Annotated in this window: 14 protein-coding genes; 4 read left to right on the plus strand and 10 right to left on the minus strand. The window is 69.1% G+C overall.

Translation table 11 applies throughout. The annotated features are described in order from the left end of the window. Both RBH18_RS37530 and RBH18_RS37535 read right to left on the minus strand, forming a co-directional pair. Positions 1-2662 (minus strand): cation-translocating P-type ATPase (locus RBH18_RS37530; RefSeq protein WP_306215260.1); only part of this gene is annotated, 2662 nt, incomplete at its 3' end. Positions 2663-3208: 546 nt separating this feature from the next. Further along, on the minus strand, positions 3209-4102 hold the full coding sequence (locus tag RBH18_RS37535; protein WP_306215261.1) for an AraC family transcriptional regulator: 894 nt from the start codon (positions 4100-4102) through the stop codon (positions 3209-3211). 404 nt (positions 4103-4506) lie between these two features. Here RBH18_RS37535 and RBH18_RS37540 point away from each other — a divergent pair, with 404 nt between their 5' ends. Next, complete coding sequence (locus tag RBH18_RS37540) at positions 4507-6117, plus strand: MSCRAMM family protein (RefSeq protein WP_306215262.1); 1611 nt, start codon at positions 4507-4509, stop codon at positions 6115-6117. A gap of 29 nt (positions 6118-6146) precedes the next feature. Here RBH18_RS37540 and RBH18_RS37545 read toward each other — a convergent pair whose 3' ends face one another. Further along, positions 6147-6539 carry a response regulator gene (locus tag RBH18_RS37545; protein ID WP_306215263.1) on the minus strand — a complete coding sequence of 131 codons (393 nt, stop codon included), beginning with the start codon at positions 6537-6539 and terminating at the stop codon, positions 6147-6149. A gap of 447 nt (positions 6540-6986) precedes the next feature. Here RBH18_RS37545 and RBH18_RS37550 point away from each other — a divergent pair. Beyond that, a protein-coding gene (locus tag RBH18_RS37550; RefSeq protein WP_306215264.1) for an IS3 family transposase occupies positions 6987-8155 on the plus strand; the annotation gives its coding sequence in 2 pieces (ribosomal slippage) (positions 6987-7271 and positions 7274-8155; 1167 coding nt in all). Here the strand turns inward: RBH18_RS37550 and RBH18_RS37555 are convergent. Further along, positions 8143-8577, minus strand: a complete 435-nt coding sequence (locus RBH18_RS37555) for a hypothetical protein (protein WP_306215265.1) — start codon at positions 8575-8577, stop codon at positions 8143-8145. The genes RBH18_RS37550 and RBH18_RS37555 overlap by 13 nt on opposite strands. 110 nt (positions 8578-8687) lie before the next feature. On the opposite strand from RBH18_RS37555, the gene RBH18_RS37560 reads away from it, so the two are divergent. Continuing rightward, entirely contained in the window at positions 8688-9140 is a 453-nt protein-coding gene (locus tag RBH18_RS37560) for a hypothetical protein (RefSeq protein ID WP_306215266.1), read from the plus strand. 267 nt (positions 9141-9407) lie between these two features. Further along, positions 9408-10523, plus strand: a complete 1116-nt coding sequence (locus tag RBH18_RS37565) for a hypothetical protein (RefSeq protein ID WP_306215267.1) — start codon at positions 9408-9410, stop codon at positions 10521-10523. Between the two features lie 5 nt (positions 10524-10528). Here the strand turns inward: RBH18_RS37565 and RBH18_RS37570 are convergent, their stop codons facing one another. The 6 genes from RBH18_RS37570 to RBH18_RS37595 form a co-directional block, all read right to left on the minus strand. Continuing rightward, entirely contained in the window at positions 10529-11431 is a 903-nt protein-coding gene (locus tag RBH18_RS37570) for a hypothetical protein (protein ID WP_306215268.1), read from the minus strand. Between the two features lie 116 nt (positions 11432-11547). Further along, a complete protein-coding gene (locus RBH18_RS37575) occupies positions 11548-12558 on the minus strand; it encodes an inorganic phosphate transporter (protein WP_306215269.1) in 1011 nt (336 codons plus the stop codon). 193 nt (positions 12559-12751) lie between these two features. Beyond that, a complete protein-coding gene (locus RBH18_RS37580; RefSeq protein WP_306215270.1) occupies positions 12752-13147 on the minus strand; it encodes a hypothetical protein in 396 nt (131 codons plus the stop codon). Beyond that, positions 13144-14646 (minus strand): 2,3-bisphosphoglycerate-independent phosphoglycerate mutase, encoded by a 1503-nt coding sequence (gpmI, locus tag RBH18_RS37585; RefSeq protein WP_306215271.1) that lies wholly within the window; start codon positions 14644-14646, stop codon positions 13144-13146. The genes RBH18_RS37580 and gpmI overlap by 4 nt, the downstream gene beginning before the upstream one ends. Beyond that, on the minus strand, positions 14643-15959 hold the full coding sequence (gene aroA / locus RBH18_RS37590; protein ID WP_306215272.1) for a 3-phosphoshikimate 1-carboxyvinyltransferase: 1317 nt from the start codon (positions 15957-15959) through the stop codon (positions 14643-14645). The genes gpmI and aroA overlap by 4 nt, the downstream gene beginning before the upstream one ends. Positions 15960-15994: 35 nt before the next feature. After that, the coding region (locus RBH18_RS37595) for a molybdopterin dinucleotide binding domain-containing protein (protein ID WP_306215273.1) at positions 15995-16462 on the minus strand (468 nt) is incomplete at its 5' end.

Below are 16462 nucleotides of genomic sequence, written 5' to 3' on the forward strand. Positions count from 1 at the left end.
GTCCGCGTCGGCGCAGCGCTCGATACAGCTCGTCCACGCCCCACACCAGCAGCGGCATCGGCAGCAGGAAGAGAAGCTGGGCGGCGCTGAGCCCGGTGGTGCCGAAGACCGCCTGCAACGGCGGCAGGTAGATCAGCGCGGCGGCGAAGAGCAGTTCGAAGGCGATCCCGACCAGCAGCAGTTTGTTGGTCCACAGGCCGACCGACCGCAGCGAGGCGTGGTCGGTGCGGGCGGCGAACGCGGTGCCGATCTGGCACGCGACGATGCCGGCGAAGGTCATGGTGGTCGCCTGGTGGTAGGCGTGATGCAGTGCGGTGCCCGCGCCGACAGGGTCGCCGGGATGCCAACCGGCCCGCCACAGCACGCCGAAGAACCCGGCCATCACCAGCACGGCGGACACGACACCCAGCAGCCCCCAGGCTCGCAGCAACAGCTGGCGGTCGATGACTCCGGCCCGCGGCGAGCGCGGTGAGCGATCCATCAGGCCCGACTCGGCGCGTTCCCTGCCGAGCGCCAGTGCGGGCAGTGTCTCGGTGCCCAGGTCAATGGCGAGGATCTGCAGAACGGTGAGTGGCAAGGGAATCGTCCCGCCGGAGAGTGCGAACAGCAGGAAGGGCACAACCTCCGGTACGGCGTGGGCGAAGATGTAGAGCACGAACTTGCGGACGTTGTCGAAGACGCGCCGGCCCTCCTTGATGGCCCGTACGATAGTCGCGAAGTTGTCGTCGGTCAGGATCATTGTCGCGGCCTCGCGGGCGACGTCCGTACCGGAGCGGCCCATGGCCACGCCGATGTCGGCGTGCCGTAGAGCCGGTGAATCGTTGACGCCGTCGCCGGTCATGGCGACGATCTGCCCGTTCGCCCGGAGCGCCTCGCAGATCCGCAGCTTGCCCTCGGGCGAGGAGCGCGCGAAGACGATCTCTTCCGGCTCGGCCAGCAGGCGGTCCAGCTCGGCATCGCCCATCGCGTCCACCTCGGCTCCCGTGACGATCCGGCGGCCGGGAAGGCCGACCTGCCGGGCGATCTCGGCCGCGGTCGGGCCGTAGTCGCCGGTGATCACGTGGATCCGGATGCCTGCCCGGTGGGCGGCGGCCACGGCAGCTGCCACCTCCGGCCGTGGCGGATCCACCATGGCGACCAGCCCCAACAGCGTGAGGTCCGACTCCGCGGCCTGCCGGTCCTCCGGGAGTTGCCCGGCCATGTCGCGGTGGGCGACGGCGAGCACACGTAGCCCGGTGGCGGCGTAGCGGTCGACCGCGGATGCCAGCTCGGTGCGGGCGTCCTCGGCCAGCGCCGTGGGCGATCCGTCGGCGCCGAGGATCCGCATGCACAGCGGCAGCACCGACTCGACCGCGCCCTTGACGTGCAGCCGAGGCCCGTCAACGGTGCCCATGCGCTTCAGGCGCCCGTCGAAGGCGTACAGCATCCGGCGGTGCTCGTCACGGTCGGCCGGAGGAACCGGCGTACCGAACTCCTCCGCGAGCTGCAGAAGGGCGAGCTCGGTCGGATCTCCCTTGCCCCCGCCGGCGGCGGTGGTGCATTGCGCTGCGGCCAAGGCGAGCTGCTGCGCGCGTACGTCTCCGGCCGCGGCACTCGCGTCGAGTTCGCTGCCGTACAGCCAGAGCCGGGTCACCCGCATACGGTTCTCGGTGAGCGTGCCGGTCTTGTCGGTGCAGATGACCGTGGTGGACCCCAGCGTCTCCACCGCGGAGAGCCGTTTGACGACCGCGCCCCGGCGGGCCAGGTCACGAACACCCGCGGCCAGCGCCAACGTGATGGTCGGCAGCAGCCCCTCCGGTACGTTCGCGACGATGAGGCCGATCGAGAAACCGATCGCCGCGCCCCATCCGAGTCCGGCGACCACGCCGATCGGCAGGAACGCCGCACCGGCCGCCACGGCCACCGCAGCGATGATCCAGGTCGCTCGTCGTACCTGCCGCTCGAGCGGGCTGGGTTCGGTCCGTCCACGCTGGGAGAGCGCAGCGATCCGGCCGATCTCGGTGTGCATCCCGGTGCGCAGCACCACCGCATGGGCCTGCCCGGCCGTGCAGGCCGTCCCGCTGAATACCAGCTCCCGTGCCTCCAGCAGCGGTCCTGGCACCGCGCCGGCGTCGGCATGCCGACCGGCCGGGACCGACTCGCCGTTCAATGCGGACATGTCGACTGTCACATCGCCGTGGATCAACCGGGCGTCGGCGCTGATGCGGTCACCTTCGGAGATGACCACCACGTCACCGGGCACCAGCTCGCGTACGAGCACCTCGGTGGGCACACCGTCGCGTACGACCCTGGCCGTGGCCGGGAGGTAGGCGGCGAGCGCCTCGACCGCCTTCTCCGCCTGCATCTCCTGCACGAAGGCGAAAGCCGCGTTCAGCAGGATGACCGCCGCCACCGCCACCGCAAGCGACGGCGTTCCGCCCAGCCAGGCGAGTACCGCAGCGACCAGGAGAAGAACGGCGAGCGGTTGGGTGAACTGCGTCAGCAGTTGCGCGGGCCACCGAGTATGCGTGCGGCGGGCGAGTTCGTTCGGGCCGTACACGGTGAGCCGCCGGGCCGCCTCGCGCGCGCCGATGCCGGTCGCAGAGGTCCGCAGGTCGCGGAAGAGCTCCGCTGGTGGCAGGCGTTCGTCGACCGGCTCCGGGTTCAGGAGTGTCTGTGCCATGGACTCAGCGTTGGCGTCTCGCCTGGATCGCTGACAGGGCCACCTGGTACGGCGGGCACGGGACCTTCGGTCTCTGTCGCGGAGTGCATCGAGCTGTGATCGCTGCGGCAGCAGGGAGACGGCGGGCTGCCGGCGCCCTGGCCAAGTCAATTGTGGGGTGCGCTCGATGCCATGTCTCCGGACCGGTGCGAGCCGTCGGAAGGTGCCCGAGGACCCTGCTGGGGCCGACGACGGATTCGCCGCAACCGCGAGCGGAGCGGGTCCTGCATCAGGTCGGCCGGTTCCTGCAACGAATCCGCCACCGCGTGCACGTGCAGACCCACCGCGTTCAGGTTCACGTGTGCGTCGACGCGGTCGCCCGGAGCCGCAGCGTCCAGCGACAGCGAGGTACCCAGCACTGGGCCGGGTGCGTGGTGCAGCGCGGCTCGATCTTGCCGACTGGGTAGGCCGTGTTCGATCCTCGACCCACGGGCAGGTTCTCGGACCGGCCGGAAGCGGTGCCGCATGGGGCCGCGGTCCGGCGGCGAGCCGGTGCCGGTGCCGCGGTCAGTGGTTCTTGCGCAGGCCCTCGCGCAAGGTGGTCGAAGGCGCTACCCCGTACTTGGCCCGGTAGTCGGCGGCGAACCGGCCGAGGTGGGTGAAACCCCAGCGGTGGCCGGCCTCCGCCACCGATGTCGCGGCTCCCGTAACGAGATCGTCGTGCGCGTGGGTCAGCCGCACCTGGCGCAGGTAAGTCATCGGCGTGCGGTTGAGGTGGCGCCGGAAACCCGCCTGCAGAGTGCGGATGCTGACCCCGGACAGCCGGGCGAGCGACGTCGTCGTGTGCACGGCTTCGGGGTGGGCGTCGATGGCCTCCATCGCCAGCCGCACCGGGCGCCGGACGAACCGCTCGGTGACCGGCTCGCTCAACTGTTCGCGATAGGAGTGTCCGGCCGTGAACAGGAAGGCGTCGAGCAGGGCCTGTCGGAGCGGTTCCGCGACCACGGGCCGGAAGATGACGCTGCCGGGATCGCGGACGTGGTCGGTGAACAAGCGGACGAGCTGCATCAGCGATCGTCCGCCTCCGGTCTCCAGGTCGATGCCGTCGGCGAGCGGAACTCCCGCACGCACCGGGAAACCGAGGAGCTCGGTGAGGCGTTCCTCCAGGGCAGCCTGCTCGATCACTACGCAGTCCATCCGGCTGCCGGGTCCTGGACGGATCACCATCGGCCCGGAACGGGGGTCTGTCGTCACCGCGCAGACCTGGGAGGTGAGGAATTGCCCGGCGTGCTTCTCCACGGCCACCCCTCCACGCGAGCTGTAGCCGGCCCCATAGAGATCGTCGCGATCGATGCGGACCATCAGCCCCTCCGCGATGAGATGCCGGGACACTTGCAGCGGGCCGAACTGGGCGACCGCCACCTCGCAGGCAAGGGGCTGCCGGAACGGCCCGCGCTGCACCGTGACCCGCTGGCCGTACGCGCGGTACATCGCTCGAGCCTCGTCGACGGTTCCCGCCCGGAACTGGTGGAACTCCGGCCGCATCGAGATTCGCGGATCCAGCGGTTCCACCTCTCACCTCCCTGTGGGACCTATGTCTGCCGATCACCTCAGCACGTCGGTGCGACCAGCGACAGTGACGACTTCAACGTTCGCACTATCGGCACCTTCTTTCTTGTCGCCATCCCGCCGACCAGGCACCCGGGTCATTCCCGGCATCGAGCCGGTCTGCCTCGTCGCGGCACCCGCGGCCCGCCAGGGTTCCACAGCGCCGGGCCGCTCGGCGGGCGAACCGAGTCCTCCGGCCCTGCCCTGTCGAGCTCCCGGGGGTCAGCATGGTGGCGTCTCGTGAAGGGAGAGGTGCCGTGAAGTCAGCCCGGAAGTTGCTCAGTATGGTGGCCGCCACCGTCCTGGCCGGCGCCACCGCCATGACCGCCGGCGCAGCGCCCGTCTTCGCCCAGGAGCGATCCGGTTCCCTCGCCGGAAGCGTCCATGACACCCGAGGCGCCGCCGTCAGTGGCGCCATGATCACCGTATACCCGGCAGACCTGTCCGGTTCCGAGGTGGCGCAGACCACGACCGGCACCGGCGGCCGCTTCGAGGTGCCCGCCCTGCAGCCGGGCGGCTACCGACTGCTCATCGATCGTGAGGGGTGGTCCGAGTGGGCCCCGGGGCGGATCACCGACCCGGCGCGGGCGGCGGTCTACCGCATTCGCCCGGCCCGTACAACCGTGGCAACCAGCGTCGTCACCGCCTTCGGCGTCCTCGCCGGTCGCGTCACCACCGCCGCGGGCCGGCCCGCCCCGGGCATCAGGGTCTCGGTGACCGACCTGACCGCCTCGGAGTGGGATGTCACCACGGCGGCCGACGGCACATACGCCATGACCGTGCCGCCGCAGGAGGGGTACGTCGTCGGCTTCACCAACGGCCACGTGACCCAGTACTCGCCGCAGACCCTCGAATGGGCGCAGGCCCGCCGCTACCCGGTTTCCGCGGGACGCACCACCCGGGTCGACGAACAGCTCATCGCCCCGGCAGTCCTCACCGGCAGGTTGCTCGGCCTGACCGGGCACCCGGTCGCCGGCGCCCGGGTGCACGTGGAGATCCTCATGATCGCCGGAGTCGCCGAGACCACCACCGCGGCGGACGGCACCTACCAGGTCGACGGGCTACCGCCCGGTGACGTCAAGGTCGAGTTCATCACGCCCGGCGGACAGGTGCAGTGGGCGTACCAGAAAGAATCCTCCCGCCTGGCCGACCGCATCCCCCTGGTTCTCGGCACGGTGACCACCGTCGACGACACTCTCGTGCCACCCACACCGCCGGGCGCCGTCGCCGGGCGAGTCACCACCGCCACGGGCGAGCCGGCCGCCGGCATCACGGTCACCGTGCTCGACCCGACCATCGAATCGTGGGACACCACCACCGCTGCCGACGGCACGTACTCGCTGAGCCTGCCGGCAGGTACCGGCTATCTCGTCAGCTTCACCAACGGCGAACTCACCCAGTACGCCCCCCACACCCTCGACCGGGACCAGGCCGGGCGCTACACCGTCGCCCCGGGCGCCACCACCCGCATCGACGAGCAGCTGTTCACACCGGCCGTCCTCACCGGACGGCTCCTCGACGCCAACGGCACGCCGGTCGCCGGCGCCGCGGTGTCCGTGGACATCCTCGCCACCGCCAGCGTGGCCGAGACCACCACCGGTCCGGACGGCACGTACCGGATCGGTGCGATGGCCGCGGGTGAGGTCGTAGTCGGCTTTACCAGTCCAGACGGCCGCCGGCAGTGGGCGTACCGCAAGACCTCGTTCGACACCGCCGACCACATCACTCTCACACTCGGCACCGTGACCACCGTCGACGACACCTTGCTGCCCGCCGTCGCCCGGGTGGCCGGTCGAGCACTCGCACCCATGCCTGACCGGCACCCACCGATGCGGTGTGCCCGGCTGGACCCATGGTCGAGGGCCTGACGCGCGCTCGCTGAGATTGAGCACCGCCGTCATGAACGTGCTGAGGTCCAGCGCAACCAGTACTCCATCGCGGCGGCAAGCGTCGCATGCAGCAGAGCGAAACCGGACGCTTTGACAAGGTATCCGTCGGCCCCCGCCGCATGACAGGCGGCGACTTCGTCGGGGTCGGCGGTGCCCGTGAGCACGACGACGGAAGGGTGCGCGATCGCGGGCGTTCGCTTCACCGCCTCGATCGCGTGCCGGCCGTTGCCGGACGGCAGTCCGAGGTCGAGCAGGACAAGCTCCGGCAGGGTTGCACGCTCCATCAGCCACTCCACGAGTGCAGTCCCGTCGAGGAGCCGATGCACGAGCGGACCGGGTTGGGATCGGCGCAAGGACCGCTCGATGGCCTCCATGTCGTCGTCGTTGTCCTCGACCACCACGACGTAGGGCTGTTTCGGATGTCATCGACCGGCACCTCGACGGTGACCGAGGCGAGGCCGGAGGCCCTGATGCCGTGCGCTGACCCCGGGACCGCGGATTCCGTCCGACTCGGAACCGACGGGGTGACCGAGGCGCGCCGGGGCGACGCGATCTTCGGCACCGCGTGGCTGGTCGCAGCTGTCGGTGCAGCGAGCGGCGGCGCGGCGCCAGTGATTGCTCACACCGTGGCGACGCTGGTCAAGTTCGGCAGGCTGATCAACGGACGACCAAGTCGCAACGAGCATGGACAGCAAGCCCTGCCACAGCGACGACGGTGCCACGGCGCTGCACAACGACGTAGCCCAAACGTTCGGCCTCCACCAGCACCGCACGAACCTCGGGTCTGCTGCACCAATAGGTGACATCTGAGATGGCTTGCCCTGAGGGCGGGCTGGAAGGATGTTGCTGTGCCCAAGCCCTATCCTCGTGAGTTCCGCGACGATGTCGTGCGGGTCGCTCGTGACCGTGAGCCCGGCGTGACCGTCGAGCAGATCGCCGAAGACTTCGGGGTCCACCCGATGACCTTGTTCAAATGGCTGCGGCAGGCCGGCATCGACGAAGGCGCCGAGCCCGGAGTGAGCCGCGGCGAATCCGTCGAGCTGCGCGAGGCCCGTAAGCGGATCAAGCTGCTCGAACAGGAGAATGAGGTCCTGCGGCGGGCGGCGGCGTATCTGTCACAGGCGAACCTGCCGGGAAAAGGCTTTACCCGCTCGTGAGCGAGCTCGCCGCCGGCGGGATCCCCGTCGCGGTGACGTGCCGGGTCTTGAACATCGCTCGACAGCCTTACTACCGCTGGCTTGACCGGCCCGTCACCACCGCCGAGCTGGCCCAGGCCTATCGGGCGGACGCGTGGTTCGACGCCCACCGTGACGACCCAGAATTCGGCTACCGGTTCCTGGCCGACGAAGCCCGCGCGGCCGGACAGCCGATGGTCGAACGGACCGCGTGGAAGATCTGCTCCGGCATGGGCTGGTGGAGCGTGTTCAGCCGCAAACGACGGCGCGGCAAGGGCGGCCGGCCAGGCCCACCGGTCCACGACGACCTCGTCAAGCGAAACTTCACCGCGGATGGCCCGAACCGACTGTGGCTGGCCGACATCACCGAACACCGCACCGGTGAGGGCAAGCTCTACCTGTGCGCGATCAAGGACGTGTGGTCGAACCGGATCGTCGGCTACTGCATCGACTCCCGCATGAAATCGCGGCTGGCCGTCACCGCGGTGCACAACGCCGTCGCCCGGCGTGGTGACGTGACCGGCTGCGTGCTACACACCGACCGCGGGTCGCAATTTCGCAGCCGGAAACTCGTCCGTGCCCTCAACCAGCACCACATGATCGGGTCGATGGGCCGCGTCGGTGCCGCCGGCGACAACGCCGCCATGGAGCCCTTCTTCGGCCTACTGCAGAACAACGTCCTCGACCGCCAGGCCTGGACAACACGCCAGCAGCTGAGGACCGCGATCGTGACCTGGGTCGAACGGACCTACCACCGCCGCCGACGCCAACGATCACTGTCCCGGTTGACCCCTATCGAGTACGAGACCATCATGACCCCACCGGCCAGTCAGGCCGCGTGACTGAAACTGTCACCTATCGGTGCAGCAGACCCGATGCCGTCGATGCTGAGGTCGCGCTGAAAGCCGGGTTCATCACCGATGTGGGCGAGGTGAATCAGGCCCCCGGCACGAAGAAGCGGCCGGACTACTTCCTCGTCGGTCGCCGGATCAGGGGCCGGCGTACCGATTTCAAGGTCGTGGTCCTTGAGTGCAAGGGCAGCCATCAGACGCCGAAGTTCTCGATCGAGCAGCTGGCTCGAGCCACCGTGCAGGTGGAGACGGTGCGAGTCGGTGGGCGCACACCGCAGTCGTACATGGTCGCCTCGCACCTCGCACAGCGGCGTATCACGTCTTACCTGCTCGATCCGGAAGGCGAGGGCGAGCTGTGGGGCGGCGCCACCCGCGATATGGACGATTTCCTGGCGGAGGAACCGCAGGAGCACGCGTGGTACGCACGACCGGCCGCACCCGCCGTTGAGATAACGGCGAATTCCGCGGATTCGGCGTCTGACGAGCAGCCGCCGAGGGAGGCACCGCCGCAGTCAGACCTCCGGTGTACGACATCCCTGAACAGCGGCGTCCATGGTTCACACAAATCCTCGCCCGCGCCGCGGCAGCCACCACGCTGTTGTTCGCCGGGGACAGCCTCGCGGCCCGCGGTTACGCAACCCCACGCCAGCGCGGCTACGAACCGCCGCCGCACCCGACTCTCTTCGAGGACGCCGACCCACCGTGGGCATACAACACCGCACGAACCCTGCGTTTGCCCGGCATGACATTGCAAGGCACCCGCTTTCGCACTCCGCTGCCCGACGGCCGCAACCTTGAGGTGTTCCGCGGAGTAGATGCACGCCTGTACCGCATGCTCGCTGACGGCAAGATTGGACCCTACCTGCGCGCTGCACCCCGCACCTACGAGCGCTGGGCGCGCCTACCTCACCTTCCCGGCGCCGCACGCTCCGTCGGCCGCGATGGGACGGCCCTGGTGATCCGGCTGACGCGCTAACCGGCTGTCGCCACGTCGAATGCGCGACGCGCACACCTCCCAATGGAGTGCATCCATCGTCAAGACTTCGGCGCTTCAAGGAGTGAATCGGGTGCGCATACACGATGAAGCACCCGACTTGATGGATAAAGGTGTACGCACCTCGGCATCGGCTCGCGGGCTGCCGGGACCCTCTTCGGAGTAGCGCACTGTCAGGGACCAGGTCTGGGTGCACCGACGAGTGATCCTTCTTGGAACCGCATTGTTCGATAATTATCGTCGATTTCCATGGACCACCAGGCGTTCGAGGAGCCAAGGGTACGGCGTGATCAGCATCTGGCCATGTCGGAGCCGATCTCTGCCTGGTTCGTCACCGTGACCAGGCCGGAAGCGGTCGAGGGGCGGCGAGTCATCAACGATCTCTACAGCCGGTTCCCGGACCCGGGCGGCCGCATGCGGGCGGATCTGCACACGGGGGACAACAAGCGCTTCTTCAGCGCGCTCGACGAGCTGCACGTCCACGACCTGCTCGCCCGCCACTACGATGTCGCCTACGAAGAAGGCGAGGGCACGCGCCCGGATTTTCATCTCTACCGCGACCGGCAGTACGTCGGCGCGCTCGAGGTCCTGTCGCTGTTTCAACGCGAGGACTGGACCGCCGAAGAGCGTCACCACGCGGTCCTGGCTGATGAACTCAACAAACGGCTGCCGTTAACCACGCACTCGCTGATGTTCGACATCCAGTCTTGGACAGGCACCCCGAGCCTGCGGCACCTCGTCCGCTGGCTGGACGCCACCCTCGCCGAACTACGGGCGGACCCCAAGGCTCTGCCGCTGGATGCCACAGGTATTCCCGAGAAGACGTACGTCGGCCGTGGCACGAATATCTCGTTCCAGTTCTGGGCTCTGCCGCCCGGCTACCGGGCCGGGCCGCAGGATCCGGTGGTCGTCAGCGGCGCGGCGATGGGCGGTCTCATCGACTCCGCGACCCGCCTGAGGGAGCGACTCGACACCAAGGCCGGCAAGTACGACCTCGGCGGCAAGCCGTTCGCGATCGCGGTTGGCGCCCGCGATTCATGGTGCACCCTCGACGAGGTGCACCAGGCGCTGACAGGAACGCCAGCCGTGGTGATTGCGACCGGACAGGGCATTCGGCAGGGCGACGGCTTCTTCGGCACCGGGCGCCGGCATCCGCAGGGCAAACGCCGTCACGTATCCGCGGTGTACGCGCTGCACGACTGGTTTCCCGGCGGGCCCACCGAGCCGCGTATCACCCGCTTCGACAACCCCCTCGCCCATCAGCCGTTCCCCGCTGATGCGCTGCCCCATCACGGACATTGGGGTGTCAGCTGGCGCGACGGGAGCCGGATCAGCGCCGACTGGCTGATCGCGCCTACTGCTTAGCACGGCTATGGGCTGGTTGTCGTGATGACGGCTTGCTGCGGTTCGCCGATGGACAGGGTGCGGCTGAGCTGGTTCTCTGTCTGATCGGGGGTGTCTGCTCCGAGGTAGGACATCCACGATACGAAGATGCGGCCGGCGAGCAGGACGCCTTCAATGTCGGCTTCTGGTTCGTGCAGGACCGCTCGCATCACCGGCTCCATGGGAATGCCTACGGTGTCGTAGCGCCGGCAGATGATGAGCCCAGCCGCCACCTCGCTGACGGGCACGTCCTTCTTGTGCCGGGCGTTGCGGGCGGCGATGAGTTCTTTGCGGACTCGATCCGCAGCAGGACCTGCCGGCACGTCGTAGCACAGGCAAGCGGCAAGATAGGCCTGCTTGAGCAGTGCGATCGAGTAGCGGTTTCGGTCCGGCAGGTGTGCTTGCAGATCGATTTCGCCGGAGCGCAGCATTGCTTCGATGTCGGGATGGGCGCTGCCGTCGATGAGGAGCGCGAATTCCCCTGTCGGGGCTGTCCTGAGTAGCAGTCGGCCAAGCGAACGGTAGCCGCGGACCCCGCGTGATCGGGCGTTGGGCAGTGTGATGGCGTTCTCGAACCAGTCGATCAGGTCGGTTTCGATCAGGCTGCCGAACCCGTTGTTGCAGGCAAGGCAGGTTCGGGTCATCACGACGCCACCCATGCGTCGCGGTGGCAGGTGCTCGTCGGATTCGGCGGGGTCGCCGCAGATGGGACACGCGTCGAAGTACCGGTGGCGCAGGGGCTCGAGCAGGGTGATCCGTGCGTTGTCGGCGTCTTCTGGGGCGCGGATGGCGAGGTCGAGGTGCTGGTTGTCGGCCAGGGTGAGGGACACGGTGTCCGGTCGTGGGTGGCGCACGCAGGTACGGTAGCGCCGCTCGTCTGCGATGAGCACCGCTTTACCCGTGCGGGTGATCGCATGTGATTCTCTGATTGAGAAGTGTTGCGCGGCGCCGGCAACGCGTTGGTGTGGGGCGATTTCACGTTGCCGACGCCGGAGGTGTGACCGGTTCAGCGCACCGCCCAGTAGACGGTCGCGGCGACGGCGGCGCCGAAGACGGGGGTGATGAGCCAGGCGATGGCGAAGTCGCGCAGGGTTTTGCCGGACAGGCGGCTGAGTTGTCCGCCGGCGGCGCCGACGATGGCGCCGGTGGAGACCTGGGTAGTGGACATGGGCATGGCGAGCAGGGCGCCGGAGCCGACGAGGCCGGCGGTGGTGAGGTTGGCGGTAAAGCCTTCGAGGTGGCTCATTTTGAGGACTTTTTCGCCGAGGGTGCGGGCGACGCGGATGCCGGCCAGGGATCCGAGGGCCATGGCGGTGACGACCAGGAGGCTGACGGTGGTGTACGAGTAGCCGGCGGGGATGAGGGCGAAGCCGCCGATGGCGGCGATTTTGGGGGTGTCGTTGAGGCCGCGGGCGCAGCCGGTGGCGCCGCTGGAGATCCAGTGCAGGACGGTGATGACGCGGTCGACACGTCGGGGGGTCTCCGCGGCCGGGGCCTCGTGGGCAGTGGCCGCGCCGGCGGGGACCAGCTCGGGTTGCAGGCGGCGCCGGGCGAGTTTGGCGGCGGTGCCGAGGGCCAGGGAGATGCCGTAGGCCACGACGATGCTCAGCAGCAGGGGCAGGACGACTTTCTGCGCGACGCCGCTCCACTGCACCGCTGAGGGGGCCAGGATCAGGCCGGCGCCGACCAGGGATCCGACCATGGCGTGGGTGGTGGAGACGGGAAGTTTGAGCAGGCTGGCGAGCAGGACCCAGGCGGCGGTGGCGAGCAGGATGGACAGGGCGAAGGCGGCCGAGGGGGTGGCGTCGACGATGCCTTTGGAGAACAGCGAGCCCATGCCGCGGCCGAGTTGGATGGACAGCAGGCCGCCGATCAGTGTGGTGGCGGCGCCCCAGAGGATGGCGGTGCGGTAGGCGGCGACGCCTGCTCCGGCGAGGGTGGCGACGCCTTTGGAGACGTCGTTGGCGCCGTTGGCGGCGGCCAGGGCGATGAGCATGACAATGATGGCGGCAGTCACCAGAGCTCCTCTGTATGACGTCGAGACGAAGCCGCGAATTCGGCTTCTGTTTGCCGAGTGTTCACTTTTTTATCGCAGTGTGTCAATGCACTAACGGGCAGTGTTTGCCCAGGTCAGAGCGCCTGTTAATGGTGCAAGCACGGATGGCCGCGCCGGATGTACCGGCGCGGCGGTGAACGGAAATCCGTGTGCGTTATATCGAAGGCGAATGTGCTGGGTCGACGCGGGAAAAACTGACCCACACGTAGCCGTAGGGCCCGAGATGTGAGCGCAGACGACCGTCGGGATCCTCGGTGGTGCGTACGGCCCCGCGCAGGAAACGCGGTGCGGGTGCTGCGAGGGTGAATGACGCCGGGCGCGGGCTTGGGTTGAACACGCACCACACGTGCACGTCGTCGTCGGCGGATCGGCGGTGCAGCGCCCACAGGCCGGAGCCCAGGTCGATCGGCTCGACCACGGCGAAAGCGTCGAACGCGGCGCTCACCGGCAGTGCGACGGGTCCGCAGCCGGGAGCGGCAGGCCCGTGCAGTGCGGCCGTGAGCGCTTCGGTGAACTCCGCCGGCACTGCGGTGGGCGCGGCGACGTTCACACCAGCGCCTTTCCGGTCATGACCGCCCCGCTGGCGAGCCCGAGCAGGCTCAGCACGGTCGGCGCGACGTCGGCGAGGCTGCCGCCGGCGGGCAGAGTCGCCGCCGGGCGGCCGGGCGCGGGTACGACGACGAACGGCACGGGGTTGGTGGTGTGTCCCCCGTACGGGCGCGGGCTGCCGTCCGGGCCGGGTTTGCGCATCACCTCGGCATTACCGTGGTCGCCGACCAGCACCACCCAGCGGCCGGCGTCGGCGGCCACGGCGAGGATGCGGGCGACCGCGGCGTCGGTGTGCTCGGCGGCGGCTACGGTGGCCGCGAAGTTGCCGGTGTGCCCGACCACGTCGATGTTGGCCAAATTCGCCACCACCAGTGCCACCTCCGGGCGCCGGGTAGCGGCAGCCACGGCGTCGGCCACCTCGTCGAGGTGCATCTCGGGGTGCGCGGCCGGGTCGTTGCCCGCGCCGATGCGCACATGCTCCTCGACCTGGCGTGCGGTGTCGTCGCGGCCGTTGAGGTAGTAGGTGACGTGCTCGAACTTCTCCGGCTCGGCGATGCGCACCGACCGCGCCCCGGCCGTCTCCAGCTCGTGGGCAAGGCCGCCGGACGCGTCGGCGCGTGCCACGAGAGCGGGGATGTCGGCCTGCGTGTCGTACTGGGTCAGCGATACCGTCCACACCTCACGCCGCGTCTCGGCGAAGCGGGTGATCAGGTCGTCGGCCAGCTGCTGGATGCGGTCGCTGCGGAAGTTGCACAACAGCACCCCATCCCCGGACGCGACGCCCCGGTAATCGCCGACGACGCCGGCAGGGACCCATTCGTCACCGTGGGTGGAGCCGGTGACTGCAGAACCGGGTGTGTCGACGCGAGCGCCGATGCCGTCGGCGATCAGTGCGCCGGCTCGTTCGGTCAGTGACAGGTCGCCGGCCTTGTCCATCGCGTACCCGCGTCCGACGACGGTGGTGATGCGCCCGAGCCCTGCCGTGGCGGCGATCTGCTCGACCCGCTTCAGGTAGGTGGTGGCGGTGCCGTCGGAGACGTCACGGCCGTCGGTGATTGCGTGGATGTGCACCGCCTCCACGCCGTAACGGGCAGCCAGTTGCAGCGGGACGGCCAGATGCTCGATGTTGGCGTGGATCATGCCGTCGGAGCACAGGCCGATCAGGTGCAGTGCCTTGCCGGTGGCGGCCAGTTGCGTGCAGACAGCGTTGAGCAGCGGGTGCTCGCGCAACTGCCCGGAGGCGATCTGCTGGGCGACCAGCAGGCTGTCGTAGGGCAGGGGCCGGCCGGCGCCGATGACCATGTGGCCGATCTCGGAGTTGCCAACAGTGCCGGGCAGCAGTCCGACGGCTTCGCCGGAGGCGTCCAGCACAGTGCCCTCGGCGACGAGCTTGTCCAGCAGCGGGGTCGTGGCGGTGCTCAGCGCGTTGTCGTCGCCGCCGGGGCCGACGCCCCAGCCGTCGAGCACCAGCAGCACGCCGGGACTGAATTCCGCGCTCATCGGGTGCTCACGCCGTTCGGGTACAGGCTGTCGAGGGTGGTCCAGAAAGTGGGGAAGCTCTTGGCGACGCAGCCGGGATCCTTGATGACCACGCCGTCGGTGCGCAGCCCGGCGACGGCGAAGGTCATGGCGATGCGGTGGTCGTCGTAGGTGTCGATGGTGGCGCCGTGCGGGGTGCCGCCGGTGATGTGCATGGCGTCGGCGAACTCCTCGACGGTGATGCCCATCTTGCGCAGTTCGGTGGTGACCGCGGCGATGCGGTCGCATTCCTTGACGCGCAGCGAGGCGATGTTGCTGATGCGGGTGGTGCCCTGGGCGAACGCGGCGACCACGGCGAGCGAGGGCACGACGTCGGGCATGGCTTCCATGTCGATGTCGATGCCGTGCAGGTCGCCGCCGCGCAGGGTGATCTGCTTGTCCTGGACCTCGACCGTGCAGCCCATGCGGGCCAGGGCGTCGACGAGCCCGACGTCGCCCTGGTGCGAGCCCTTGCCGATGCCGGGGATGGTGACGCGCCCGCGCAGGATCGCAGCGGCGGCCAGCAGGTAGCTCATGCCGGAGGCGTCCGGCTCGACCAGCACCTGTCCGCCGCGCGGCTGCTGACCGGCGGCGACGGTGAACCGCTCGTAGCCGTCGCGCCCGACGGCCACGCCCATCTCGGCCAGCGCGGCGAGGGTCATCTCCACGTACGGCTTGGAGATGAGGTTGTCGGCGATGGTGATCTCGGTGTCCTGCTCGGCGCGGATCGCGTTGATGATCAGGCTGGAGGTGAACTGGCTGGACACCTGACCGCTGATGCTGGTCTTGCCGCCGTGGTAGGAGCCGCCGACCACCCGGATCGGCGGGGAGCCGTTGCCGCGTACGGCGGTGGCCTGCACGCCCAGCGGCGCCAGCGCGGTGAGGATGTCGCCCATCGGGCGTTCCTGCATGCGGGTGTTGCCGGTGATGGTGGTGGTGCCCTGCGCGTGCCCGGCCATGGCGATGAAGAACCGCAGCGGGGTGCCCGCGCCACCCATGAACACCTCCTCGGCCGGGGCGGTCATCGGCTTGCCCGTGGGGATGACGCGGATGGTGAAGTTGTCGTGGTCGATCTCGGTGCGCACATGGCCGAGTGCTTCGATCGCCTTGGTGAAGTACAGGGTGTCGTCGGACAGCAGCGCGCCCTGGATGAGGGTTTCCTGCCCGGACAGTGAGGCGATGGCGATGTAGCGGTTGGTGTAGCTCTTGGAGCCCAGCACCTGCACGTCGGCGTCGATGCCCGGCAGCGGCAGCACGGTGAGTTCGTGCGCCTTCAGGCGGGGATCAGTGGTCACAGTCGTACCCTTTCGTCGGCGGAACAGGCGGGGACTCAGGCTTTGACGACGCGGCAGGCGAAGCACTTGTACGCCTGCTGGCCGGACAGGTTGTCGAAGTAGCGGTCGTCGGGCAGCACGTTGGTCGCGTCGTAGCGTTCGTCGCCGAACAGGTCGCCGACCTTCTGTGCGGGGCCGAAGCCGTTGGGCACGAAGATGGTGTCCTCGCGCATGTCCTGCCACAGCAGCGCGGTCCCAGTGACCGACCCGCGCGGGCTCTCCACACGCACCTCGTCGCCGTCACGGATGCCGGCCCGCGCCGCGGCCTTCGGATGGATCTGGACCAGCCGCACGCCGTTGAGCTGTTTACCCGTACGGGTCCAGTGCGTGACCGTGGCGAAGTGCACGACGCTGGGACGCCCGCTCATGCCCATCAGCGGGTACCGGCGGTGCACCTCACCGCTGCCGCGGACGCCGACTTCGGCCTTGCGGGTCAGCGCCTGGGGATTGAGCGGGTTGGTGAC

This window comes from Actinoplanes oryzae (assembly GCF_030757795.1).
In the GTDB taxonomy this organism is placed as follows: domain Bacteria; phylum Actinomycetota; class Actinomycetes; order Mycobacteriales; family Micromonosporaceae; genus Actinoplanes.

Excerpts from the sequence above, each read along its gene's own strand:
- RBH18_RS37565 (WP_306215267.1), top strand. The coding sequence starts at position 9,408 with ATGGACCACCAGGCGTTCGAGGAGCCAAGGGTACGGCGTGATCAGCAT.
- gpmI (WP_306215271.1), bottom strand. The coding sequence starts at position 14,646 with ATGAGCGCGGAATTCAGTCCCGGCGTGCTGCTGGTGCTCGACGGCTGG.